The sequence below is a fragment of the Actinokineospora globicatena genome (genome assembly GCF_024171945.1).
Classification (GTDB): Bacteria; Actinomycetota; Actinomycetes; order Mycobacteriales; family Pseudonocardiaceae; genus Actinokineospora; species Actinokineospora globicatena.
In genome coordinates this window covers 882,615-907,790 of record NZ_JAMTCR010000004.1, presented here as the reverse complement: position 1 = coordinate 907,790, position 25,176 = coordinate 882,615, and the positions used below count along the sequence as shown (strand labels likewise).

Sequence of the window (25,176 nt, the reverse complement as noted above, 5' to 3'; positions counted from 1 at the left end):
AGCAGATCGGTGATCAGGTGACCTTGACGGCGTCGATGACGAACACCAGCGTCTCGTTGGGCGCGATGCCGTTGCCGCCCTCGCCGTAGCCCTTGTCCGGCGGCACGACGAGCAGCCTGCGGCCGCCCTGCTTCATCCCGAGCAGGCCCTCGTTCCAGCCGTCGATGACCTGGGCCTTGCCGACGTTCTCCAGCGGGTAGGGCTCGCCGCGGTCCCAGGACGAGTCCTTCTCCTGCCGGTTGGACCAGGTGACCAGCAGGTAGTGGGTGTCCATGGTGACGCCCGCGGTGACCGCGGCGCCGGTGCCCTCGACCAGGTCCTTGCTCTGCAGCGTCTTCGGCGCGGCGCAGGCGGGCGGGATGGTGATCTTCGGCTTGCTGCCCGGCGCGCCCTCGACCAGGATGTCGTCGACCGAGCACTCCTGGCCGCCGGTCTGGGTGGACACCGCCGCCGAGGCGGTGGTGGTCGGCGCGGCGCTGCTCGAGGTGGGGCGCGGCTTCGCGCTCGCCGCGGGATCCCCTGGCGGCCGGCTGGAGGCCTGCTCGGAGTTGGCGCAGGCGGTGAGGCTGATCCCCACCGCGACCGCGATCATGAACTTGCCGACGTTGCGCATGGCGGGCAGCTTAAATGCCCCGATCACCCCCTGCGCGGGGTGGCCCTACCGCACCGGTCGCGGCCGGGGTGCGGTTCCCACCGCCCTCACCCGATGTTCGCAACCAATTCCCGCCCCGAGCAGCGTAAAGTCACAGCAAGCCCCCGTTCGGACACCCTTCGCTGCCGTGCGGGTGCGCCCAGGGAGGTGACCACCGTGCCCGCGGACGGCAAGAGCCTCCGCGCCCACCCCATCCAAGAGATGTTCTGGACCCGCACCGGTCTGCTGCTGACCGTGCTGCTCGTGGTGTCCGGGCTGTCGATGTGGGTGTCGGGCGAGCTCGACCCCGGCCTCGGCCGCAACCTGCTCACCGCGCTGGGCACCGGCACCCTGGTGTCCGCGGTGGTCGGCTTCGGCCAGACCCTGATCACCGCGAGCGCCGCCCAGCGCGCCATGGTCACCCCGGTGATCGAGGAGAGCCGCAAGGCGCTGCGCGAGCTCTCGGCGGAGTACCGCTCGCTCAACCAGGAGTTCTTCCCCACCCACGTGTTCGAGGCGAGCACCGAGCCGGACCCGGCGTTCAACGCGCTGATCATGTCCGACCTGCGCCAGACCAGGCAGCTGTGGTTCCGCGGGTTCTCCGGCCGCTACGCCGCGGCCAGGATGCTGCTCTCGCCAGCGCAGTGGGAGGTGCGCGCGGTGCTCGCCGACCCACGCGAGCGCGGCGCGATCAGCGGCCGGGCCCGGCACCTGGCCCGGCACCAGGGCGCCAGCGCGGACTTCGAGAAGATCCAGCTGACCCTGCACGAGGAGATCCGCATCGGCCTGGTCGGGTTGTACCTGGCGCGGGCGCGGTGCGCGGGCATCGACGTGACCGTCATCGCCGATCCCCCGCTCGACCGGGTCGAGCTGTTCGACGACTGCGTGTGGATCACCCTCTACAGCGCGGTCGCGGGCGCCCCGTCGCTCTACCCGCGCACGCTGCGCTTCTCCGAGGGCTCCTTCATCTACGACATGCAGCGCGCCGAGTTCGCCCGCGTGCACGCCGCCCGCGACGCGCACCGGTTCGTGCTCACCCCCGACACCACCCGCGCGGAGTTCTGCGCGCACTTCGGGGCGATCACCGGCTCCTCCCTGTCCGAGGCCGAGTTCCTCGACCTGGAGGCGAAGTTCCACCAGTTCCGCCACGAGTTCTCCACCAAAGCCGAGCTTGAGAGCTGATGCCGTGACCTCCCCGGTGCCCGCGCTGTCCCAGCTGGCGCAGCGCATGCGCGAGATCGATGTCCCAGAGCGGCCCTGGTCCGCTGTCCACAGAGGAGTGTCGGACTGGGTGGACGGCGCGGTGCTGCGCGCGGTCCTGCGCCGCCACCTCGCCGACCTCGACCCCCGGCACACCGAGGCGCTGGTGGCCCGCTCGCGCGAGACCACCACGCACTTCGCCTGGTGCCTGCGCGACCACGTCGACGAGCCGTTCACCTTCTGGCTGCACGAGTACAAACCGCGCCACGAGTGGCGGCCCGGCTACGCGGACTCGGTGCACAACCACCGCTACCACTTCTGCACGGTGATCCTGCGCGGCGGCTACCGGCACGAGCGCTACGCCACCACCACCGACCCCGACTCCGGCCTGATCACCGGCGTCCGGCTGACCAGGCGCACCGAGTGCCTGGCTGGCGACTCGGGTTTCCTGACCGCGCACGACTTCCACCGCATCCCGTGCGCGCAGGACGGCACCATGACGTTCCTGGTCAAGTCGCGCCCGGTGCGCCGGTGGAGCCTGTCCTGGGACCCGAGCACCGGGATCGGCCACCGGCACGTGCCGGTGGAGTCGCGGCTGGGAGAGCTGACCAGCAGGCTGTGACGAAGGCAACCGTGCCCGCACGCGCCTGCCTATACCATCGCCCCACCCGTTTGTCCAACGGAAGGGGAAGGTCGGCATGTCCGCCTCGAGCACCGCCGCAGTGTCCGACACCACGGCCACCATCGCGCGACCCGCGATCACCGCCGTCGAGCGCCACGTCCGCGCCCTGTGCGAACGGCACGCGGCGCGGCTGCAGTTCCACGGCTGGCACCACGTCAGCTTCGTGCGCGACAAGGCCGCGGAGTTCGCCGCGGGCAACGGCTCCGACGTCGCCATCGTGGAAACCGCCGCCCTGGTGCACGACGTCAACTACCTGGTCCGCCGCAACTCCACCGCCGCGGCGGGCAGCGGCCTGCGCCTGTCGATCCTCGCCGGGGCCGGTGTCGCGCCGGAGGCCGCGCGGTGGATCGACGCCATCGTCGACGAGGCCGAGATGCGCACCCGCCACCGCGACATCACCCGCGAGGCCCAAGCCCTCAGCGACGCCGACACCCTGTTCAAGGCCCTCCCGGTGACCCCCGTCGTGCTGGCCCACCGCTACCTCGCCGAGAACGGCGTCAGCCTCCGCGAACTCGCCAACAAGATCGTCGGCGAACAACGCGACCCGCACGCCGAGGGCTACTACTTCTACTCCCCCGCCGCCGCGGCCGCCTACTCCCGCTGGGCCACGGCGAACCTGGAACTGTGGCAGTGCATCCAGGAATCCCTCGACGACCCCACCGTCTCCCGCCTCCTCACCGCCGTCGCCTGAGCACCAGGGCGGGGTTCCCGCACCGGACCCCCGCCCTGGCCGCGCTCAGCAGGAGAACGCGCCGGTCACCGCGACAGCCCGACCCAGCGCCGCCCAGGTCCGCGGCCCGACGATCCCACTGGCCTTGATCCCGGCCCGCCGCTGGAAGTCCCGCACCATCCCCTGCAACCTCGGCCCGTACCAGTCCTCCACCCCGGACGCGCCCTGGTAGGGGGAGATCACCAGCAGGTAGGTCCGCAACTGGTCCACCGCCCGCTTGTCCCGAGACCCAGGCAACACCTGCGGCCGGTGCCGAACCCCGATGTCACTGGCGGTGTAGGTGTCGGCCAGCAACGCGTTCCACGTCTTGGGTCCGACGATCCCACTCGGGTTGATCCCGCTCTTGCGCTGGAAGTCCCGCACCGCGGCCTCCGTGTTCCGCTGGTAGTTCCCCGTCCCCACCAACCCATACCCGCGCTGCCGCAGGCCAAGCTGCAACGCCAACACCGCGCTGCCCTTCTCCCCCGGCTTCACCTGCGGCAACCGCGACGCGAAAACCCCCACGCTGTAATCCGCCTGCGTGCACGCCGCGGCCGTACTCGCCCCCGCCACCCCCAACACTGTCGACAACACCACAGCCACCCCCACAACAACCCCCGCACGCTTCCCCATGCGCCCCATCATTTTCCTCTCCCCAATCCCGTTTCCGCCTTCCCCCCGAACACGCCCACCCCCCGCCCCAGGTTGGTCACAGAACGGCCACGCTTCCCGCCCCACCACGGTGCCCTCAACACCCACCGAGGAACGGCCTATCCGCCTCCCGAACCTCACCAACAGGCCCTGCCGACCGCAGGACGGTGTCGAGCGCGCCTCCCGGCTCGGCCTGGTAGGTCCGCGAGAACCACGCCATGTTTGCCTCCACCACCGCCACATCCCGACCTGGCGCTCCCGGGGGCCCGACCAGCCCGATGTCGAGCACGACACCGCTGGGCAGCGTGTCCCCGACCCCACTGAGGAACTCGGCAGCGAACCCGAGCACCCGCGCACCTCGCACGTCCCGCCCGAGCGGCTCCGGGTCGAGCCGCCCCCACGTCGCGTACCTGGACCCGGCCCGCACGACCCCGTCCAGCACGAACAACCGGAACTCGGCCGCGAACTCGACCACCGAGCTGACCTGCACCACGGTGTCCCCAGGCAACCCACCCGTGACCCGCGCCAGCTCGGCAGCGGTGTAGACCCCCCGCCGCGAACTCCTTGCTCACCGGCGGCTTCACGAACTCGCGCTCAACGACCCCCAACGCCTCCAAAAGCGCCATCTGCCGCACACGCCGGGCCAGGTAGTGCTGAGGGACCGAGGGCAACCACCCGACAGCAGGCTCCAACAACCCGATACCGCCGACCCTGGCCGCGAACTTGGGGCCACCGTAGTAGTGGCACGCGTACCCAAGCCCAACGAGCTCCAGCCCCCCAACCACCATCCCCCGCCCACGCGCCGCGTCAACCAGTGCCCCCACCCCACCAACCGCCGTCGGCGAAACCACCAACGCCCGCCCATTCGCCTCCATGCGGCTCACTAGATCACCCCACCCCCAGCTGACGACGCTGGCCCCAGCCCCTCATTGCCACCCGACACCCCTAGTCGACGACGTTGGCCCCAAGACCGCCGGCCGACGACGTTGGCCGCCCACCGCTCCACCAAAGGCGCTGGTGCCAGGCAGGCTCGATGGGGCGGACTTGTTTTGTGTGGGGGGGACGGCACCCGTAGCGTCGGTAGCGGACAGGGCCATGCTTTTCGGCCCCTGCTTTGTGGTCCTGCCACGGGTGTCGTAGGGCCCCCACGCAAAACAAGTTCGCCCCATCGAGCTCTTCACCTACTCGCGCCTAGATGCAATGCCGCAGGCGAGCCGACCCTGCTCGCGATGCCGCAGGCGAGCCGACCCCCGCAGCGCAGCGAAGGCCACTAGAACGGCTGAAGGGCTAGAACGGCCAGCCGGTGATGGGCAGCGAGATCGCCGAGTCGACGGCCAGGGCCACGAATACCGCCGTCAGGTACGTGTTCGACAGGTGGAACAGCTTCATCGGGTTGGTCGGCTTGTCCTGGCGCACCGCGTTGTAGAGCTTGTGGGCGAACAGGAGGAACCAGACACCGGCGAGGAGGGCGAAGGCCGAGTAGACCCAGCCGGTGGCGGGGACCAGGAGCAGGGTCCAGGCGACCATGACCCAGGAGTAGATGACGATCTGCTTGGCGACGTGCTGCGGGGTGGCGACCACCGGCAGCATGGGGACGCCCGCCTTGGCGTAGTCGTCGCGGAACTTCATGGCCAGGGCCCAGAAGTGCGGTGGGGTCCAGAAGAAGATGACGCCGAACATGACCAGGGCCTGCCAGCCGACGTCGCCGGTGACCGCGGACCAGCCGATGACCACCGGCATGCACCCGGCGGCGCCGCCCCACACGATGTTCTGCGACGTCCGTCGCTTGAGGAGCATCGTGTAGACGAGGACGTAGAACAGGATGGCGCCGACGGCCATGGCGGCGGCGAGCAGGTTGGTGGTGGCGTAGAGCCAGCCGAAGGACAGGACGCCGAGCACCAGGCCGAACACCAGTGCGTTGCGGGTCGGTACGGCGTGGCGGGCCAGCGGGCGGGCGGACGTGCGCTTCATCACCGCGTCGATGTCGGCGTCGACCACGCAGTTGAGCGCGTTGGCGCTGCCCGCGGCCATGGTGCCGCCGATGAGCGTGTTGAGCACCAGCCACGGCGACGGGATGCCGCGCGCGGCCAGCAGCATCGCGGGCACGGTGGTCACCAGCAGCAGCTCGATGATGCGCGGCTTGGTCAGCGCGACGTAGGCGCGCAGCACGGCGCGGGTGTCGGTGCGGCGGCCCGCGGGTGCGGGGGTGTCGACGGGCACGGGGGACACCGACGACATCTCGCTCCTCGTTGGTCCTCAGGATCCGCCCGCGACCTGGTGTAACCCCGGTCACCGCGATCGATTCCACGCCGCGGGAACGGCCGCGGCACCGAGGGAAATGTTAACCGCGCGGTATCCGGGTACCCGTATCGGGTGGCCGGGTGTCGCCAGGGGACGGTCGGAGATCACACCACCGCCCCCCGGCGACTAGGCTGGTCACGGACCAGGAGTGACACGCGGATCCGCCGGAGTCGCCGGTTACCGGGATCGATCCAGCCCGGGTGCGGAAGACTGTGCGCGACGATTCCGCCAGACGTGGAAGTAGGAGCCGAAGTCCGTGTCCGTCAGTAGTGAACTGCCCGCCGACCTGACCGAACTCACCCGAGCGACGCTGCCGCAGGACTGGACCGACCTCGACCGCAGGGCGGTCGACACGGCGCGGGTGCTGGCCGCGGACGCGGTCCAGAAGGTCGGCAACGGCCACCCCGGCACGGCGATGAGCCTGGCCCCGGTCGCGTACGCGCTCTACCAGCGCGTGATGCGGCACGACCCGACCGACCCGCACTGGATCGGCCGCGACCGGTTCGTCCTCTCCGCCGGTCACTCCAGCCTCACCCAGTACATCCAGCTGTTCCTCTCCGGCTACGGCTTGGAGCTCGACGACCTCAAGGCGCTGCGCACCTGGGGCTCCAAGACCCCGGGTCACCCGGAGGTGAACCACACCAAGGGTGTGGAGATCACCACCGGTCCGCTCGGCCAGGGCTTGGCCTCCGCGGTCGGCATGGCGATGGCCGCGCGACGCGAGCGGGGCCTGTTCGACCCAGAGGCCGCGCCCGGTGAGAGCGTCTTCGACCACCACGTCTTCGTGATCGCCTCCGACGGCGACATCGAGGAGGGCGTGACCAGCGAGGCCTCGTCGCTCGCGGGTCGCCAGGAGCTGGGCAACCTCACCGTCGTCTACGACGACAACAAGATCTCGATCGAGGACGACACCGCCGTCGCCCTGTCGGAGGACACCGCCAAGCGGTACGAGTCCTACGGCTGGCACGTGCAGGTCGTCGAGGGTGGCGAGAACGTCACCGGCATCCTCGAGGCGCTGGCGGCGGCGAAGGCGGAGACCGGGCGCCCGTCGTTCATCCTGCTGCGCACCATCATCGGCTTCCCCGCGCCGACGCTGCAGAACACCGGCAAGGCGCACGGCGCCGCGCTGGGCACCGACGAGGTCGCGGCGGTCAAGAAGATCCTCGGCTTCGACCCGGAGCAGACCTTCGAGGTCGCGCCCGAGGTGCTCGCGCACGCCCGCGAGGTCGTCAAGCGCGGCGAGGCGGCGCACGCCGAGTGGCAGACGTCGTTCGACGCGTGGAAGGCCGCCAACCCGCAGCGGCACGCGCTGCTGGTCCGCGCGCAGGCCTACGAGCTGCCCGAGGGCTTCGACGACGCGCTGCCCACCTGGGAGCCCGACGCCAAGGGCGTCGCCACCCGCAAGGCCTCCGGTGAGGTGCTCAACGCCATCGGCGGGCTGCTGCCGGAGCTGTGGGGCGGCTCGGCCGACCTGGCGGAGAGCAACAACACCACCATCAAGGGCGCCGACTCGTTCGGTCCGCCCTCGGCCAAGACCGCGCACTGGAACACCACCCCGTACGGCCGCACGCTGCACTTCGGTGTCCGCGAGCACGCCATGGGCTCGATCCTCAACGGCATCGTGCTGCACGGCCCGACCCGCCCGTACGGCGGCACCTTCCTGGTGTTCAGCGACTACATGCGCCCCGCGGTCCGGCTGGCCGCGCTGAGCAAGCTGCCGGTCACCTACGTGTGGACGCACGACTCGATCGGGCTCGGCGAGGACGGTCCGACGCACCAGCCGGTGGAACACCTGGCCGCGCTGCGGGCGATCCCCGGCCTGATCGTGTTGCGCCCGGGTGACGCGAACGAGACGGCCGCCGCGTGGCGGGCGACCCTGTCGCAGCACGAGGCGCCGGTCGGCCTGGCGCTGACCCGGCAGAACCTGCCGGTGCTCGAGGGCACCAGGGAGAAGGCCCGCGAGGGCGTCGCCAAGGGCGCCTACGTCCTGCGCGACACCGAGGGCACGCCGGACATCGTGCTGATCGGCACCGGTTCCGAGCTGCAGATCGCCGTCGAGGCGGCCGACGTGCTGGCCGAGGACGGCGTGGCGGCCCGGGTCGTCTCGGTTCCCTCGATCGAGCTGTTCGACGCCCAGGACCAGGCCTACCGCGAGTCGGTCCTGCCGCCGTCGGTCAAGGCGCGCGTGGTGGTCGAGGCCGGGATCGCCCAGCCGTGGCACCGGTTCACCGGCGACGCGGGCGAGATCGTCTCGATCGAGCACTTCGGCGCCTCGGCCGACTACCAGACCCTCTACCGCGAGTTCGGCATCACCACCGAGGCCGTCGTCGCGGCGGCCAAGCGCTCCATCGACAAGACTGGAGGCGAGAAGTGACCGACAACCTCAAGAAGCTCTCCGACGCCGGGGTCTCCATCTGGCTCGACGACCTGTCCCGCGAGCGGCTGACCTCCGGCAACCTCGCCGAGCTGATCCGGGACAAGCACGTGGTGGGCGTCACCACCAACCCGACGATCTTCGCGGGGGCCCTGTCCGACGGGCAGGCCTACGACGCGCAGGTGCGCGAACTGGCCGCGCGCGGCGCGTCGCTGACCGACGCGGTCCGCGAGCTGACCACCACCGACGTGCGCAACGCCTGCGACCTTTTCCGCGACGTGCACCAGGCCAGCGGCGGCGTCGACGGCCGGGTCTCCATCGAGGTGGACCCCGGCCTGGCGCGCGACACCGACGCCACCGCGACCGAGGCGCTCGACCTGTGGAAGACCGTGGACCGGCCGAACCTGCTGGTGAAGATCCCGGCCACCGAGGAGGGCCTGCCCGCGATCACCCAGACCCTCGCCGAGGGGGTCAGCGTGAACGTGACGCTGATCTTCTCCGTCGAGCGGTACCGGGCGGTCATCGAGGCCTACCTGGCCGGGCTGGAGCAGGCCAAGGCCAACGGGCACGACCTGCGCGCGATCCACTCGGTCGCGTCCTTCTTCGTGTCCCGTGTGGACAGCGAGGTGGACGAGCGGCTCGACGCGATCGGCACCGACGAGGCCAAGGCGCTGCGCGGCGAGGCCGCGGTGGCCAACGCCCGGCTCGCCTACGCCGCGTTCCTGGAGCTGTTCCAGGGTGCGCGGTGGGAGGCGCTCGCCGCTGACGGCGCGAACCGCCAGCGTCCACTGTGGGCGTCGACCGGGGTGAAGAACCCGGACTACTCCCCCACGCTCTACGTCGACCAGCTGGTGGTGTCCGACACGGTCAACACCATGCCGGAGAAGACGCTGCACGCGGTCGCCGAACAGGGCAAGATCACCGGTGACACCGTCACGGGCACCGCCGGCGCTGCCCAGGCGATCTACGACCGGCTCAGCGCGGTCGGGATCGACGTCTCCGACGTGTACCGCACCCTGGAGGTCGAGGGTGTGCAGAAGTTCGACAAGTCGTGGGCCGAGCTGTTGGAAACGGTCCAGGGACAGCTAGACGCAGCCAAGAGCTAGCACGAGGACCCAGGAGAGGCTGACGCCGCAGATGGCAGCGCACCCCGGAGAAGTCGCAATAAGCATCGTTGACGAGCGGCTCGCCGAGGAGGCGGCCCCGCTCGTGCGTCAACTGGTCGAGGACCGGGTGGCGTCCCGGCTCACCGCGCAGGACCCCACGCTGTGGGGGCCCGACGCCGAGTCGGAGGCGCGCGTCCGCCTCTCCTGGACCTCCTTGGCCACCACCTCGCGCCCGCTGCTCGCCGAGATCGACGCCCTGCGCGCCGAACTGGCCGCCGAGGGCATCGATCGGGTGGTGCTGGCGGGCATGGGCGGCTCGTCGCTCGCGCCCGAGGTCATCACCGCCACCGCCGGGGTCCCGCTGGTCGTGCTGGACACGACCGACCCCGGTCAGGTCGCCGACGCGCTCGCGGGCGAGCTTGCCCGTACCGTGCTGGTGGTGTCGTCCAAGTCAGGGTCCACTGTGGAGACCGACAGCCACCGCCGGGTGTTCACCGCGGCGTTGGCCGAGGAGGGCCTGGACCCGGCCCGGCACATCGTCGTGGTCACCGACCCCGGCTCCCCGCTGGAGAAGACGTCGGTGGAGGCGGGGTACCGCAGGGTCTTCCAGGCCGACCCGGACGTGGGCGGCCGGTACTCGGCGCTGACCGCGTTCGGTCTCGTGCCCGCCGGGCTCGCGGGCGCGGACATCGCCGGGCTGCTCGACGACGCGGAGGCCGCGGTCCCCGTCCTGTCGGGTGACAGCGAGGACAACCCGGCGCTGGTGCTGGCGGCGGCCCTCGGCGCGGCGCACGCGCGCGGCGCGGAGAAAGTCGTGCTGGCCGACACCGGTTCCGGCATCAAGGGTTTCGGCGACTGGGCCGAGCAGCTGGTGGCCGAGTCCACCGGCAAGAACGGCACCGGTCTGCTGCCGGTCGTCGTGGAGGGACCGCAGTCGCCCGGGTTCTCGAACGCCGGTGACGACGCGACGGCCGTCTCGATCGGATCGCCCGCCGACGGCGCGAAAGTGGGCACCACCGGCAGCCTGGGTGGGCTGATCCTGCTGTGGGAGTACGCCACGGCGGTGGTGGGCAAGCTGCTCGCCATCAACCCGTTCGACCAGCCCGACGTGGAGGCGGCGAAGAAGGCGGCCAGGGCGCTGCTCGACTCGTCCGATGCCCCGCAGCCCTCGCCCGCGTTCGTGTCCGGGCCGGTCGAGGTTCACCCGTCCGAGGGTTTGTTGCCCGAAGGGACCGACAGCCTGGCAGGTGCGGTGCACGCGCTGCTCGCCAGCGCCCCCGCCGCCGGGTACCTCTCGGTGCAGGCCTACCTGGACCGGCTCGACGACGCGTCCGCGGTGCTGCTGCGCACGCTGCTGGCCAGGGCGTCCGGTCTGCAGACCACGTTCGGGTGGGGGCCGCGGTTCCTGCACTCGACCGGGCAGTACCACAAGGGCGGTCACCAGAACGGGGTGTTCCTGCAGATCACCGGCGCGGTGGAGCAGGACCTCGCGGTGCCGGAGCGGCCCTACACGCTGGGCGGGTTGCAGGTCGCGCAGGCGCTGGGCGACGGCCAGGTGCTCGCCGGGCACGGCAGGCCGGTGCTGCGGCTGCACTTCACCGACCGCGCGGCCGGGTTGGCGCGGCTGGTCGAGGCGCTGGCGGAGGTCGGTCGGTGACCCGCTCCTGGGTGAACCCGCTGCGCGACGAGCGGGACAAGCGGCTGCCGCGCATCGCCGGGCCGTGCGGGCTGGTGATCTTCGGCGTGACCGGTGACCTGTCGCGCAAGAAGCTGATGCCCGCGATCTACGACCTGGCCAACCGGGGCCTGCTGCCGCCGGGCTTCTCCCTGGTCGGGTTCGCCCGCCGGGAGTGGGAGGACCAGGACTTCGGGCAGGTGGTCTACGAGGCGGTCAAGCAGCACGCCAGGACCCCGTTCCGCGAGCAGGTCTGGGACCGGCTCGCCGAGGGCTTCCGGTTCGTGCAGGGCACCTTCGACGACGACGCGGCCTTCGACCGGCTCGCCGAGACCGTCGCCGAGCTCGACGAGCTGCGCGGCACCAGCGGCAACCACGCGTTCTACCTGTCCATCCCGCCCGGCGCGTTCCCGGTGGTCACCCAGCAGCTGGCCCGCTCCGGCCTGGCCAAGCCGCAGAGCCAGGACCAGTGGCGGCGGGTGGTCATCGAGAAGCCGTTCGGCCACGACCTGGCCAGCGCCCGGCAGCTCAACAAGATAGTGAACGACGTGTTCCCCGAGGACTCGGTGTTCCGCATCGACCACTACCTCGGCAAGGAGACGGTGCAGAACCTGCTGGCGCTGCGCTTCGCCAACCAGCTGTTCGAGCCGATCTGGAACGCCAACTACGTCGACCACGTGCAGATCACCATGGCCGAGGACATCGGCCTCGGTGGTCGCGCCGGGTACTACGACGGCATCGGCGCCGCCCGGGACGTGATCCAGAACCACCTGCTGCAACTGCTGGCGCTGACCGCGATGGAGGAGCCGGTCTCCTTCCGCCCCAAGGCGTTGCGCACCGAGAAGTCCAAGGTGCTCGAGGCGACCAAGGCGGTGGGCCCGTTCGGCGAGACCACCGCGCGCGGGCAGTACCTCGGCGGCTGGCAGGGCGGGCAGAAGGTGCCCGGCCTGCTGGAGGAGGAGGGGTTCGACAAGAACTCCACCACCGAGACCTACGCGGCGATCACCCTGGAGGTGAACACCCGCCGCTGGGCCGGGGTGCCGTTCTACCTGCGCACCGGCAAGCGGCTGGGTCGGCGGGTCACCGAGATCGCGGTCGTGTTCAAGCGCGCCCCGCACCTGCCCTTCGACGACACCGCCACCGAGGAGCTGGGGCAGAACGCCCTGGTGGTGCGGGTGCAGCCGGACGAGGGCGTGACCATGCGGTTCGGCTCGAAGGTGCCGGGCAACGCCATGGAGGTCCGGGACGTGTCCATGGACTTCAGCTACGGCCACTCGTTCACCGAGTCCTCCCCGGAGGCCTACGAGCGGCTGCTGCTCGACGTGCTGCTCGGCGAGCCGTCGCTGTTCCCGGTCAACCAGGAGGTCGAGCTGTCCTGGGAGATCCTGGAGCCGGTGCTCAAGTACTGGAAGACCACCGGCAAGCCGGAGGGATACCCCGCCGGGACCTGGGGACCTGAGGCCGCCGAGAAGATGCTGTCCCGCACCGGCCGTCATTGGAGGCGACCGTGATCATCATTACCCGTGTCGACACCCCCGGGGGCCGACGGTGATCATCGACCTGCCCTCGACCACCACGTCGCAGGTCAACTCGAAGCTGGTCCACCTGCGTGAGCAGGGTGGCGCGACCACCCTGGGCCGGGTGCTCACCCTGGTGATCGTCACCGACGACGGCGCCAAGACCGAGGACGCGATCGACGCCGCCAACGACGCCAGCCGGGAGCACCCGTGCCGGGTGATCGTGGTGGCCAGGGGCGCGCGCAAGGCGGCGGCCCGGTTGGACGCCCAGATCCGGGTCGGCGGGGACGCGGGTGCCAGCGAGGTGCTGGTGCTGCGGCTCTACGGCGCGCTCGCCGACGCGGGCGCCAGCTGCGTGATCCCGCTGCTGCTGCCGGACGCGCCGGTCGTGGCGTGGTGGCCGTTCGAGGCACCCGCGCGGCCCGCCGACGACCCGATCGGGCGGCTGGCGCAGCGCCGGATCACCGACTCGGCGGCGGAGCGCAACCCGATCAAGGCGTTGGAGGTCCGGCAGAAGCACTACGCCGAGGGCGACACCGACCTGGCGTGGACCCGGTTGACGCTGTGGCGCGCGGTGCTGGCCGCCTCGCTGGACCTGCCGCCGTACGAGAAGGTCACCGACGCGACGGTGACCGGTGAGGCCGACTCGCCGTCGACCGACCTGCTGGCCGGGTGGCTGGCCGCCCGGTTGAAGGTGCCGGTGCGCCGGGCGAAGGCGGCCAACGGGCAGGGCATCGTGTCGGTGGCGCTGGAGCGCAAGTCCGGCCCGGTGGAGCTGCTGCGCCCGGACGGCAAGGTGGGGACGCTGACCCAGCCGGGCCAGCCCGCCCGCCGGGTGGCGCTGCAGCGGCGCGAGGTCCGCGACTGCCTGTCCGAGGAGCTGCGCAGGCTCGACCCGGACGAGCCCTACGAGGAGACCCTCAACGCGCTGGCGAAGGTGGTGCGCGGTCGGACGCCGGTGAAGACGCCGACCAAGGCCCCGCCGGTCGCGGACGACACCCCGGTGGTGACGGCGGCGACCGCGGAGGCGGTGCTGTCGGCGAAGGACTCCGGCGAGGGCAAGAAGACCAGCGCGGCGAAGAAACCACGCGCGACCAGTTCCACCAAGCAGCCCGCGCGGGCGAGCAAGGGGAAGCCATGAACCACCGCGTGATCGTCTACACCGACCCGCCGCTGCTGGCCAGCGCCACGGCAGCTCGGCTGGTCACGGCCATCACCGACCTGCAGGCCACCCAGCCCTCCGTCGCGATCGCCCTCACCGGCGGCCGCACCGGTACCGCGGTGCTCGAGCACCTGCGGGTCAACACGGCGGCCACGGCGATCGACTGGTCCACTGTGGACATCTTCTGGGGCGACGAGCGGTTCCTGCCCGGCAAGCACCCGGACCGCAACGAGACCCAGGCGCGGGCCGCCCTGCTGGACCACATCAAGATCCCCAAGACCCGCATCCACGCGGTCGCCCCGTCCGACGGCCCCTACGGCGACGACGCCGAACTGGCCGCGGCCGCCTACGCCAAGGAACTCGACGGCGTCACCCTCGACATCCTCCTGGCAGGCGTCGGCGAGGAGGGCCACACCCTCTCGGTGTTCCCCGACTCCCCCGCCGTCCACGAGACCGAGGCCACCGTCGTCGCCGTCCGCGACTGCCCGAAACCACCACCGGTCCGCATCTCCCTCACCCTCCCCGCCGCCCGCCAGGCGTCGCAGGTGTGGCTGATGACCACCGGCACCAGCAAAGCCGAAGCCGTCACCACAGCGCTGTCCGGAGCATCTGAGGTGGACCTCCCCGCCGCAGGCGCCAAGGGCCGCGACCTGACCCTCTGGCTGCTGGACAAGGCAGCCGCCGGGCGCTGACAGTCCCTACGCGACAGTGGCCGCACCTCGCTCGAGGTGCGGCCACTGTCATTTCCGGGCTAGCGCAGCCCGTTGCGCTTGGCTACGGCGATCAGGAGGTCCGGGTCGTCGGAGATGATGCCGTCTACGCCTAGGTCGATGACGCGTTGCAGGGTGGGTTCGTCGTTGACGGTGTAGGGGATGGCCTTGAGGCCCCTGCGGTGCAGGCCTGCCACGTCGGGGCCGTGGAAGTAGGACGGGTCCTGGCGCAGGTACCAGTCGGGGTTGACCACGGTGGCCTGGGCGGGGTCGTGGACCTGCCAGTTGGCCGAGACCGTCGACGCGCCGGACTGGCGGATCAGTGTGGCCAGGTCGCGGGACTTCCACCAGTCGAGGCCGCCGGTCCACGGGGACTTCACCGCAGGGTTGCCGTAGACCGCCTGCAGCGAGCACTCGTCCGCGATGGTCGCGCACTCGGCCGGGCCGTACTGCCACACGAGCGCGACGGTCTCCAGGCGCGGCTGGATGCGCTTGGCGAGCTGGATCGTGCGCCAGTCGAACGACTGCAGGGTCGTGCGGCCGAGCACCCCGGCGCGGGTGATCTCGCCGACCACCTTGCGGGTGAACACGTCGTAGGGCGCGGTGTCGTCGGCGGTGGGGCTGATCTTGGTCTCGATGTTGAACCGGATGTCCTGGCGCACCTTGGCGACCGCGAACACCTCGGCCAGGGTCGGGATGCGCTCACCGGGGACGGCGACCTGGCGCGGGAACTCCGCGAGTGTCTTCGAGCCGCAGTCCAGGGTCTTGATCTGCGCCAGGCTCAGGTCGCGGACCCGCTTGCCCACATACGGGAACTCACGATCGCCCGCGCTGACCGGGGCGGTGTCGACGCAGTGGGAGCCGTTGATGGTGCGGTCGTGGATCACCACAACCGCGCCGTCCTCGGTGATGCCGGTGTCGAGCTCCAAAGTGGACACGGCGGGCACCGACAGCGCGTAGCGGAACGCCGCCAGGGTGTTCTCCGGTCGGACCGCCCGCGCGCCGCGGTGGCCCTGCACGTCGAACGGTGCCGCATAAGCCTTGGGCAGCGTGAACCCGCGCTTGGCCAGCAGCCCGCGCAGCAGGTCGGGGTAGTCGGTGATCAGGCCGTCGACGCCGTCGTCGATCAGCTTGGCCATGGTGGGGACGTCGTCGACGGTCCACGGGATGACCTTGATGCCGTTGCGGTGGGCGTGGCCCACCAGTTCGGCGGTGACGTAAGGCCGGTAGCCGGGGTCGTTGACCGAACCGCCCTGCGGGAAGCCGTGCACCGGGGAGAACGCGGTGGCGCCGAAGGTCTTGATGGCCTTGACCGGGTCGCCGCCGAAGTCATCGATGTCGAGCCCGCCCAGCCACGGCGACTTGCCCGGCTGGCCGGTCTGCAGGAAGTCGTAGTTGGTCAGCGCGACGACGGGCAGCCGGGGCGCGACCTGGCGCATGCGGATCAGCGCGCCCCAGTCGAAGCTCTGGACGCTCACCCGGCGCGACACCCCGGCGGTCTCGATCTCCCGCGCGGTGATCTGGACGAACTTCTCCCGCGGCGCGGTCTCCTGCGGGGCGCCCGCCTCGACCTTGGTCTCGATGTTGAACCGCACGTCGTCGGCGCCGTAGCGCTTGACCAGCGCGAAGACCTCGCGCAGCAGCGGCACCCGGGAGCCGGGGGTCAGCTCCTGGCGCGGGAACCCGGCCAGCGGGGTCGAGCCGCAGTCCAGCGTGCGGACCTGGGCGAGGGTCAGGGTGTTGACGTACTTGCCGACGTAGGGGAACTCCGCGTCGCCGGGGGTGGCGGGCGCGGTGTCGCGGCACTTGCGGCCGTCGACGCGGCGGTCGTGGGTCACCACGGCCTGGTCGTCCTCGGTGATCTGCACGTCGAGCTCCAGCGTGCTGACACCCAGGCGCAGGGCGTTGCCGAAGGAGCTGAGGCTGCTCTCCACGCGCAGGCCGAGGCCGCCGCGGTGGGCCTGCAGGTCGAACTCGCGCTGGTGCGGGTGCGCGGCCGCCGAGCCGGGCACCAGGGCGAGGCAGGCCAGGGCCGCCACCGCCGCCGCACCGGCGCGCGCGAACAGGGAAGGGGTCGTCATGGCCGGATGGTGGCAACCCGAAGGAGACGGGCCGTGACGGGCGGGTGGCCCTCAGCCGAACGACCGACCGCCGGTGGCCGGGACCCGGCCGGGGAACCGCGCGCCGAGCACGTCCACCATGGTCTTGGCCTTCACCGCGGTCTCCTCGAACTCCGCGGCCGGGTCGGACAGCGCGATCACCGCGCCGCCGACGCCGAAGGACACCGCGCCGGGCCGCACGATCATGGTCCGGATCACCACGCTGAGGTCGGCGGCGCCGGTGAGCGAGAAGTAGCCGATGGCGCCGGAGTAGACCCCGCGCGGACCGCGCTCGAGCTGGTCGATGATCCGCATGGTGCGCTCCTTGGGCGCGCCGGTCATCGACCCGCCGGGGAACGCCGCGCGCACGCACCGCACCGCCGACACGCCCTCGGCCAACCGCGCCCGGACCGTGCTGACCAGCTGGTGCACCGTCGGGTAGGTCTCCACCTCGAACAGGCCGGGCACCTCGACCGAGCCGACCTCCGCGTAGACGCCGAGGTCGTTGCGCACCAGGTCGACGATCATCAGGTTCTCGGCGTGGTCCTTCTCCCCGGTGGCAAGGTCGTGGCGCAACCGCTCGTCCTCGGCGGGGGTCGCGCCGCGCGGCCGGGTGCCCTTGATCGGCCGGGACTCCACGACGCCGTCGGCGGTGATCGCGAGGAACCGCTCGGGCGAGGTGCTCAGCACCGACAGGTCCCCCGCCCGCAGCAGCGCGCCGTAGCGGGCAGGGTTGGCGCGGCGCAGGACCCGGTAGGTGTCCCACACGTCGAGATCTGCGGACGCGGTCAGCTCGTTGGTCAGGCACACCTCGTAGGTCTCGCCGTCGCCGATGGCGCGCTGGCACTCGGCGATCATCGCCAGGTACTCGTCGCGGTCGTGCCTAGCGGCCAGGTCGACCTCGATCGCGGGCGGAACCGGTAGCGCTAACGCGGGCGCGGAGGCCAACCGGGCGGCGGTGTCAGCGAGCCACGTCTGCGCTGCCTGCTCATCACCGGCGAGCGCGAGCAGGTAGACCTCACCGGTCTCGTGGTCGAACGCCACGGCGCGGTCGGCGAAGACCAGTCGCGCGTCCGGGTCGAGCGCGCGGTGCGCCTGGTCGCCGCCGCACTCGGCCTTCAGCTCGTAGCCGAGGTAGCCGACCCAGCCCAGGGCGAAGTCGAACGGCAGCGGCGGCGCCGACACCGGGTGCGCGGCGAGGTCGGCGTCGAGCCAGTCCAGGAAGCCGCTCTCGAGCACGGTGACCCCGTCGGCCGCGGTGACCGTCACCGTGCCCGCCACGACGTCGGCCGTGGCGACCCTGGCCAGCGGCCCGCTCGCGTCACCGAGGAAGGAGAACCGGCCGTCGGCGGCGGAGTCCAGCCAGAACGCGTGCGCGGAGTTCCCGTAGAGCGCGGCGAAGGCCTCCTCGGCGGTGACCGGCAGCGTGGTGCGGGCCACCAGCACCCTGGCCACCGGCTCGGGCCGGGCCGGGGGCGGCGCGGGCACCGGCGACGACCGGACGGCCACCGACTCCCGCGGGTGCCGCGTCCACCAGTTCCTGGTCATCGCCTCGAAGTTGGCCAGCAGGTCCACGCCGTACTCGGTGGCGACCGACTCGGGGTGGAACTGGACGCCCCAGGCCGGGCGCTCGCGGTGCCGCACGCCCATCAGGACGCCGTCGTCGCTCCACGCCGTCGCCTCCAACGCGTCCGGCAGGTCTACCGCGGCCAGTGAGTGGTACCGCACAACCCGCATCGGGGAGGGCAGTCCGTGGAACAGATCACGCCCGTCGTGGTGTACCTCCGATAGCCGCCCGTGTCGCACCTGAGGGGCGTGCTCGACCCGAGCGCCCGCGAGGAGGCAGAGCCCTTGGTGGCCGAGGCACACCCCCAGCAGCGGCTGCCGCGCGGCCGCCAGCACGGCCCGGCTGAGGCCGAAGTCACCCGGCAGGCCAGGATGTCCTGGTCCGGGCGAGATGACCACGTTGTCGAAGTCGACCAGCCCGCCGAGGTCCCAGTCCTCGTCGTTGCGGACCACGGTGGGCCGGGCACCGTCGAGGCGGGCGAGTGCCTGGTACAGGTTGTAGGTGAAGGAGTCGTGGTTGTCGACGATGAGCGTGCGCACCGCGGGCGGCTCCTCCCCTCTGCTCCGATCGGGCACCGTGCGTTTGCTCCCGCACAGTTGTTGGGCGGGCGCCGTCCCGGGGCCGGTGTTGTCTGTCTTGATGGGTGACGACAGCACACACGTGGCTTTCCGTAGAGCAGCGCGCGGCGGGTCGTCGCAGGAAGGCGTTCCATGCCACAGCGCCACCGCGGGCAGGCCAAGGACCGGGAGAATGGTAGCGCCCGCGAGGTCGTCCCCTCACCGCGCGCGGGCGGGCACGACAGCCGCCCGCACCCCGACCCGGCCGACGGCGCCGCTGCGGTCCCGAGTCCCGGCCGAGCAGGAGGTGCCGCGGTGGTCACCCCCATGCTGACCCCGGACAGCGTCGGCCACGACGCGCCGGTCGCGGTCACCGCCCCGGCGGCCCGGTCGCGGCTCAGCGCCGCCCGGCTGCCCCGGCTGCGGCTGCCGCCGAGGCTGGCCGACCTGCGCGACAACCGCCTGTTCCGCGCGTACGGCTCCGACGTGGTCGCCCTGGTGGTGGCCGCGCTGGACGTGTGGCTGGGCACCGAGGCCGACGTCGCCACCTACATGGTGTGGCTGTCCTGGCTGGCGGTGCCCGCGATGCTGCTGCGCAGGCACCTGCCGTTCGTGGCGGTGCTGCTGACCGTTCCCGGCTTCTTCGCGGGCTGGGCGCAGCTGGCGGCGATGATCGCGCTCGGCGCGCTGGCCAGGCGGCACCTGGTGAGCTGGAAGACCGCGGTGGGCGCGGGCCTGGTCGGGCTGAGCAGGTTCATGCTCTGGCCGTGGTCGGACTTCGTGGCGCTGACCTGGCGCGACCACCTGCGCGACGTGGTCTACGGGGTGCTGGTGGCGGGCATGCCGGTGGCCATCGGGCTGCTGTTCGCGGTGCGCCAGGAGCTGTCCACCCGGATCAAGGAACTGGCCCGCAGCCGGGAGCGGGAGAAGCGGCTGCACGCGGCGACGGTGCGCTCGGCCGAGCGCGCCAAGCTGGCCAGGGAGATGCACGACGTGGTCTCCCACCAGGTCACGCTGATCGCCATGCAGGCGGGCGCCATGCAGGTCGACGTGCGCGACCAGGCCACCAAGGACGCCGCGGAGACCATCCGGTCGCTGAGCACCAGGACCCTGGAGGAGCTGCGCGAACTGGTCGGGGTGCTGCGCTCCGGGGTGGACGACGACGAGGCCCAGCCCGGCGTGGAGGACATCGGCGACCTGGTCGAGGGCACCGACGTCCGGCTGGTCGTCGACGCCTGCCCGGCCGAGCTGCCCGGGCCGGTCTCGCGCGCGGCGTTCCGGACCGTGCAGGAGGCGCTGACCAACGTCCGCAAGCACGCGGCCGGGTCGCGGGCCTCCGTGCGGGTGGTGGCCGAGCCGAACGCCCTGGTCGTCGAGATCAGCAACGACCCGCCCCAGCGCAGGCACGCGGGCACCCTGCCCTCCGGTGGCCACGGTCTGCTCGGCCTGCGTGAGCGCGCAGGCCTGCTCGGCGGCAGCCTGGACGCAGGCCCCACCGCCAACGGCGGGTTCGAGGTAAGAGCGCGCTACCCGCTGGCGGGCTGACCAGCCCGATAGCGCAATCGGGGCATGTGGGTTGTTTCGCCTCAAGTACCACTGGTGACCGCCGAAGGGCCGGGCGTTCTGAGTCCAGACCGCGGACAACCGCGCTAGTGGAACGGTGGCACATGCTGAAGCGATTCTCGGACCTGCGGGTCGGTGTACGGGTGGGCGCGGCGATGGCCGTGCTGCTGGTGCTGCTGTGCGCCTTGGCCACGGTGGCGGTCACCAGCATGGAGCGCGAGCGCGAATCGGCCCAGGCCATCGCCCGCTCCCGGCAGCTGACCCAGCTGGCCATGCAGGTCAAGTTCCGGTCCGCGGACTTCAACGGCTGGCAGACCGCCTACGCCTTCGACGTGATGCGGACGGTGCCCGACGCCACCTCCGACACCGTCGGCTCCCGCAAGACCTTCCTGGCCGCCGCGGACTCGTTCCGCAAGGAGCTGGCGCAGCTGCAGTCCTTCGGCGTCGACGCCGACCAGGGCACCGAGGTCACCGCCATCACCGGCCTGTTCGACGACTTCATGAAGCTCGACCAGCAGATCGTGGCCGCCTACCGCACCGGCGTGTGGGCCGACTACCTCAAGGCCAACGAACTGGTCGCGGTGGACGAGATCGAGATCTTCAACAAGATCGCCGCCAAGATCGACGTGCTCGTCGCCGACGTGGAGCAGGAGTCGGCCGCGACCATCGCGACCGCCGAGACCCGCGCCGACGAGGGCGTGTTCACCACCATCGTGCTGGCCATCGCCGCGTTCCTCGCCGGGTTCGCGCTCACCCTGCTGCTGGTCCGCTCCATCACCCGGCCGCTGGGCAAGCTGCGCGCCGGGCTGGCCGGGATCGCCGGTGGCGACCTGACCGAGCGCATCGACAACACCCGCGCCGACGAGCTCGGCGAGGTCGCCCGCGGGTTCAACCAGCTCGCCGAGCGCACCCAGGAGCTCATCGGCCGGGTCGCCGCCCGCGCCGAGGAGGTCGCCGGTGCCTCGCACGAGCTGACCTCGGTCAGCGGCAAGCTCGCCGAGACCGCCGGGGAGACCAGCGTGGAGGCCAACTCGATCAACGCGACCGCCACCGAGGTGTCCAACATGGTCACCGCGATGGCCAGCGCCTCGGAGCAGATGCGCGCCGCGATCGACGAGATCACCCAGAACGCCAGCCGGGCCGCCGACGTGGCCACCGACGGCGTGCGCGACACCCAGACCGCCAACGAGGCCGTCGCCGCCCTCGGCGACGCCACCGCCGAGATCGGCGCCGTGGTCAAGCTGATCAGCTCGATCGCCGAGCAGACCAACCTGCTCGCCCTCAACGCCACCATCGAGGCGGCGCGGGCCGGGGAGTCCGGCAAGGGCTTCGCCGTGGTCGCCGGGGAGGTCAAGGAGCTGGCGCAGCAGACCGCGACGGCCACCGAGGACATCATCCGCCGGATCAAGGCCATCGAGCAGGGCAGCGCGGAGGCCACCTCGGCCATCCACCAGATCGGTCAGGTCGTCAGCTCGATCTGCGACACCCAGACCGTCATCGCCGCCGCCGTCGAGGAGCAGACCGCGACCACCGCGGAGATGAGCCGCAACGTGCACGAGACCGCCAACGCGGTGGTCCAGATCGGCAACGGCATCGGTGGCCTGGCCACCGCGACCGAGGACACCAGCTCAGCGGCCAGCGCGGCCAAGCGCACCGCCGAGACGCTCAGCGAGGCCTCCGCCGACCTGCGCACCCTGATCAGCGCCTTCCGCTACTGATCGCCGCCCACCCCTGATCGACCCCCGCTACTGGGTCGACCGCGCACGAACGACGGCCCCGGGTCCAGTGGACCCGGGGCCGTCGTTCGTGTGTTCGCTCAGCCCTCGCGCTTGGCGCGGAGCTTGGCCAGCGCCTCGGCGAGGATGGCCTCGCCGTCGGCGTCCGAGCGGCGCTCCTTCACGTACGCGAGGTGGGTCTTGTACGGCTCGTTGCGCGGTGCCTTCGGCGGCGCCTGCTCGTCGAGGCCCGCGGGCAGGCCGCAGCGCGGGCAGTCCCAAGACTCCGGCTTCTCCGCCTCCAACGCGAACGACGGCTTCGACTCGTGCCCGTTGGCGCACCAGTACGACACCCGCTGCCGAGGCGCGGACTCCCCGCGCTCGGACTCACCCATGGGACCAGCACCGACCCGGGTACCCCGGATCGCGTTACCACCGGCCATTGATGTTCACACCCCCACCACGTGGTCGGACGCGGGGCTGTGCCGCATCCGTGTTGTCTTCATGGCCCGCCGATCCGCCGACGCGGATCAGCTGATCTTGACCAGCAGGCCGAGGCCGATGACGCAGATGATCCACACCGCGCCGACGAACAGGGTGACCCGGTCCAGGTTCTTCTCCACGACGCTGGACCCGGACAGGCTGGACTGCATACCGCCACCGAACAGCGAGGACAGGCCGCCACCGCGACCCCGGTGCAGCAGCACCAACAGGATCAGCAGAAGGCTGGAGGCGATCAGAGCGATCTGCAGCGTCAGAATCATCGGGTCCTCGCGGTCGTGTGGTTGAGGCCCCAGATTACCCGGTGACCCGCCCGTGTTCGACCACCGCCCCGACGTGGCGTGCCCACCCCGTTACCAGTTTCCCGGGAACTCGCGGTGACATGGCCGTCTGCACGTGCACGTGCACGGTCCGGAAAAGCGACCAGGGCACTGGGAATGACCATTCCCAGTGCCCTGAACTGCGACAACAGCGCTACGGCAGCGGTCCGCCCGCGGCCATCGCGCACAGTTTCGTGAACTCGTCGGCCTGCAGGCTGGCCCCGCCGACGAGCGCGCCATCGATGTCGTCCTGGGCGACGAGTTCGCCGATGTTCCCGGATTTCACCGATCCGCCGTAGAGAACCCGCACCGTCGCGGCCACCTCGTCGCCGTGCTTCTCGGCGAGCGCGGCCCGCAGCGCGCCGCACACCTCCTGGGCGTCGGCGGCCGTGGCGACCTTGCCGGTGCCGATGGCCCACACCGGCTCGTAGGCCACGACGACCTTGGCGACCTGCTCGGCCTTGAGGCCCTTGAGCCCGGCCACGAGCTGCGCGACGCAGTGCGCCACGTGCTCGCCCGCCTCCCGCACCTCCAGCCGCTCACCGAGGCACAGGATCGGCGCGATGCCGTGCTTGAGCGCGGCCTTGACCTTGCTGTTGACCAGCTCGTCGGTCTCGTCGTGGTACTCGCGCCGCTCGGAGTGCCCCACGGTGACGTAGGAGCAGCCCAGCTTGGCCAGCATCAGCCCGGACACCTCGCCGGTGTAGGCACCGGAGTCGTAGCGGGAGATGTCCTGGGCGCCGTAGCGAAGCAGCAGCTTGTCGCCGTCCACCATGGTCTGGATGGACCGGATGTCGGTGAACGGCGGCAGCACCGCCACCTCGACCTTGGCGTAGTACTTCTCCGGGAGCGAGAAGGCGATCTTCTGCACCAGGGAGATGGCCTCGAGGTGGTTGAGGTTCATCTTCCAGTTGCCCGCGATGAGCACCTGCCTGGCCATCAACCCTCCAGGGTGGAGACGCCGGGCAGGTCCTTGCCCTCGAGGAACTCCAGGGAGGCGCCGCCGCCGGTGGAGATGTGCGAGAACCCGTCCTCGGGCAGCCCCAGCAGCCGGACCGCGGCCGCCGAGTCACCGCCGCCGACGACGGAGAAGGCGTCCGCGGCGACGATGGCCTCCGCGACCCCCCTGGTGCCCTCGGCGAACGGGGCGAGCTCGAACACGCCCATCGGGCCGTTCCAGAACACCGTGCCCGCGCCCGCGATGACCTCGCGGTAGCGCTCGACGGTGATCGGACCGATGTCCAGGCCCTTCCAGCCCTCGCGGATGTTGGCCGCGAGCACGGTGTGGGTGTTGGCGTCAGCCGAGAACGCGTCGGCGATGACCACGTCGGCGGGCAGCAGGATCTTCTCCGGGTGCTCGGCGAGCAGCCGCTTGCAGGTGTCGATCATCTCGGCCTCGAGCAGCGAGTCGCCCACCCCGAGGCCCTCGGCCGCGAGGAAGGTGAAGCACATGCCGCCGCCGACGAGGATCGCGTCCACCTTCGGCAGCAGCGACTCGATGACCGCGAGCTTGTCCGACACCTTGGAGCCGCCCAGCACCACCACGTACGGGCGGGCCGGGTCACCGGTGAGCGTGCGCAGCACCTCGACCTCGGCGAGCACCAGACCACCGGCGTACGCGGGCAGCTTGGCGGCCACCTCGTAGACCGAGGCCTGCTTGCGGTGCACCACACCGAAGCCGTCGGAGACGAACGCGTCGGCCAGCGCGGCGAACTCGGTGGCCAGCGCGTCCCGCTCGGCGGCGTCCTTGCTGGTCTCCCGCGCGTCGAAGCGCACGTTCTCCAGCAGCGCGACCCCGCCGTCGGCCAACCCGGCGACGGTGGCCTTGGCGGACTCGCCGACCACGTCGGTGGCCAGCGCGACCTCGCGGCCGAGCAGCTCACCGAGCCGCGCGGCGACGGGGGCGAGCGAGTACTTCGCCTCGGGGGCGCCCTTGGGGCGACCGAGGTGCGCGGCGACGACCACCCGGGCACCGGCCTCGGCGAGGCGGGTGATGGTGGGCAGCGACGCGCGGACCCGGCCGTCGTCGGTGATCGTCTCGCCGTCGAGCGGGACGTTGAGGTCGGCGCGCACGAGCACGCGCCGACCGGTCACGCCCTCGGCGAGCAGGTCGTCGAGAGTCTTCAAACCGGGACC

At 71.5% G+C, this 25,176-nt stretch carries 20 protein-coding genes and 2 pseudogenes; 11 read left to right on the top strand and 11 right to left on the bottom strand.

Annotation, left to right across the window (positions count from 1 at the left end):
• Positions 1-13 precede the first annotated feature (13 nt).
• The gene (locus tag LV79_RS22980; RefSeq protein WP_253840242.1) at positions 14-613 is read right to left on the bottom strand and encodes an FKBP-type peptidyl-prolyl cis-trans isomerase; all 600 of its coding nucleotides are present in this window, start codon (positions 611-613) and stop codon (positions 14-16) included.
• A gap of 240 nt (positions 614-853) precedes the next feature.
• Here LV79_RS22980 and LV79_RS22975 point away from each other — a divergent pair, with 240 nt between their 5' ends.
• From LV79_RS22975 to LV79_RS22965, 3 genes are all read left to right on the top strand, one after another.
• Positions 854-1,813, top strand: a complete 960-nt coding sequence (locus LV79_RS22975) for a hypothetical protein (RefSeq protein WP_253840425.1) — start codon at positions 854-856, stop codon at positions 1,811-1,813.
• 4 nt (positions 1,814-1,817) lie between these two features.
• On the top strand, positions 1,818-2,453 hold the full coding sequence (locus tag LV79_RS22970) for a hypothetical protein (RefSeq protein WP_372495400.1): 636 nt from the start codon (positions 1,818-1,820) through the stop codon (positions 2,451-2,453).
• Positions 2,454-2,529: 76 nt separating this feature from the next.
• Complete coding sequence (locus LV79_RS22965) at positions 2,530-3,204, top strand: HD domain-containing protein (RefSeq protein ID WP_253840241.1); 675 nt, start codon at positions 2,530-2,532, stop codon at positions 3,202-3,204.
• Between the two features lie 45 nt (positions 3,205-3,249).
• Here the strand turns inward: LV79_RS22965 and LV79_RS22960 are convergent, their stop codons facing one another.
• The 3 genes and pseudogenes from LV79_RS22960 to LV79_RS22950 all read right to left on the bottom strand — a co-directional run bounded on the left by LV79_RS22960 (position 3,250) and on the right by LV79_RS22950 (position 6,111).
• Positions 3,250-3,747 carry a peptidoglycan-binding domain-containing protein gene (locus LV79_RS22960; RefSeq protein ID WP_253840240.1) on the bottom strand — a complete coding sequence of 166 codons (498 nt, stop codon included), beginning with the start codon at positions 3,745-3,747 and terminating at the stop codon, positions 3,250-3,252.
• 223 nt (positions 3,748-3,970) lie between these two features.
• Positions 3,971-4,408 (bottom strand): annotated as a pseudogene (locus tag LV79_RS22955) (ATP-grasp domain-containing protein); the annotation flags it as partial.
• Positions 4,409-5,160: 752 nt separating this feature from the next.
• The gene (locus tag LV79_RS22950; protein ID WP_253840238.1) at positions 5,161-6,111 is read right to left on the bottom strand and encodes a heme o synthase; all 951 of its coding nucleotides are present in this window, start codon (positions 6,109-6,111) and stop codon (positions 5,161-5,163) included.
• A 319-nt stretch (positions 6,112-6,430) separates the two neighbouring features.
• Between LV79_RS22950 and tkt the strand changes: the two genes are divergently transcribed.
• The 6 genes from tkt to pgl are packed head-to-tail and all read left to right on the top strand — an operon-like array spanning position 6,431 to position 14,700.
• A complete protein-coding gene (tkt, locus tag LV79_RS22945) occupies positions 6,431-8,548 on the top strand; it encodes a transketolase (RefSeq protein WP_372495398.1) in 2,118 nt (705 codons plus the stop codon).
• Positions 8,545-9,654, top strand: a complete 1,110-nt coding sequence (gene tal, locus LV79_RS22940) for a transaldolase (protein ID WP_253840237.1) — start codon at positions 8,545-8,547, stop codon at positions 9,652-9,654. Before tkt ends, tal begins: the two co-directional genes overlap by 4 nt.
• A gap of 31 nt (positions 9,655-9,685) precedes the next feature.
• Positions 9,686-11,311: a phosphoglucose isomerase-related protein gene (locus tag LV79_RS22935; protein WP_253840236.1), complete on the top strand. Its 1,626-nt coding sequence runs from the start codon at positions 9,686-9,688 to the stop codon at positions 11,309-11,311.
• Positions 11,308-12,840 (top strand): glucose-6-phosphate dehydrogenase, encoded by a 1,533-nt coding sequence (gene zwf, locus LV79_RS22930; protein ID WP_253840235.1) that lies wholly within the window; start codon positions 11,308-11,310, stop codon positions 12,838-12,840. The genes LV79_RS22935 and zwf overlap by 4 nt, the downstream gene beginning before the upstream one ends.
• A 37-nt stretch (positions 12,841-12,877) precedes the next feature.
• On the top strand, positions 12,878-13,987 hold the full coding sequence (opcA, locus tag LV79_RS22925; RefSeq protein WP_253840234.1) for a glucose-6-phosphate dehydrogenase assembly protein OpcA: 1,110 nt from the start codon (positions 12,878-12,880) through the stop codon (positions 13,985-13,987).
• On the top strand, positions 13,984-14,700 hold the full coding sequence (gene pgl / locus LV79_RS22920) for a 6-phosphogluconolactonase (RefSeq protein ID WP_253840233.1): 717 nt from the start codon (positions 13,984-13,986) through the stop codon (positions 14,698-14,700). Before opcA ends, pgl begins: the two co-directional genes overlap by 4 nt.
• Before the next feature lie 59 nt (positions 14,701-14,759).
• On the opposite strand, the gene LV79_RS22915 is transcribed toward pgl, so the two are convergent.
• From LV79_RS22915 to pabB, 3 genes and pseudogenes are all read right to left on the bottom strand, one after another.
• Positions 14,760-15,737: a glycerophosphodiester phosphodiesterase family protein gene (locus LV79_RS22915; protein WP_253840422.1), complete on the bottom strand. Its 978-nt coding sequence runs from the start codon at positions 15,735-15,737 to the stop codon at positions 14,760-14,762.
• 9 nt (positions 15,738-15,746) lie between these two features.
• Positions 15,747-16,799, bottom strand: a pseudogene (locus LV79_RS22910) (glycerophosphodiester phosphodiesterase family protein); the annotation flags it as partial.
• A gap of 51 nt (positions 16,800-16,850) precedes the next feature.
• Positions 16,851-18,923, bottom strand: coding sequence for an aminodeoxychorismate synthase component I (gene pabB, locus LV79_RS22905; protein ID WP_253840232.1), 2,073 nt, complete (start codon positions 18,921-18,923; stop codon positions 16,851-16,853).
• Positions 18,924-19,094: 171 nt separating this feature from the next.
• Between pabB and LV79_RS22900 the strand changes: the two genes are divergently transcribed.
• Both LV79_RS22900 and LV79_RS22895 read left to right on the top strand, forming a co-directional pair.
• On the top strand, positions 19,095-20,486 hold the full coding sequence (locus LV79_RS22900) for a sensor histidine kinase (RefSeq protein WP_253840231.1): 1,392 nt from the start codon (positions 19,095-19,097) through the stop codon (positions 20,484-20,486).
• Positions 20,487-20,608: 122 nt separating this feature from the next.
• Positions 20,609-22,222, top strand: coding sequence for a methyl-accepting chemotaxis protein (locus tag LV79_RS22895; protein WP_253840230.1), 1,614 nt, complete (start codon positions 20,609-20,611; stop codon positions 22,220-22,222).
• A 98-nt stretch (positions 22,223-22,320) separates the two neighbouring features.
• Here LV79_RS22895 and LV79_RS22890 read toward each other — a convergent pair whose 3' ends face one another.
• The 4 genes from LV79_RS22890 to LV79_RS22875 form a co-directional block, all read right to left on the bottom strand.
• Positions 22,321-22,662: an RNA polymerase-binding protein RbpA gene (locus tag LV79_RS22890; protein ID WP_253840229.1), complete on the bottom strand. Its 342-nt coding sequence runs from the start codon at positions 22,660-22,662 to the stop codon at positions 22,321-22,323.
• An 87-nt stretch (positions 22,663-22,749) separates the two neighbouring features.
• On the bottom strand, positions 22,750-22,983 hold the full coding sequence (secG, locus tag LV79_RS22885) for a preprotein translocase subunit SecG (RefSeq protein WP_092780350.1): 234 nt from the start codon (positions 22,981-22,983) through the stop codon (positions 22,750-22,752).
• A gap of 211 nt (positions 22,984-23,194) precedes the next feature.
• Complete coding sequence (tpiA, locus tag LV79_RS22880; RefSeq protein WP_253840228.1) at positions 23,195-23,980, bottom strand: triose-phosphate isomerase; 786 nt, start codon at positions 23,978-23,980, stop codon at positions 23,195-23,197.
• A complete protein-coding gene (locus LV79_RS22875; protein WP_253840227.1) occupies positions 23,980-25,167 on the bottom strand; it encodes a phosphoglycerate kinase in 1,188 nt (395 codons plus the stop codon). Before LV79_RS22875 ends, tpiA begins: the two co-directional genes overlap by 1 nt.
• Positions 25,168-25,176 lie beyond the last annotated feature (9 nt).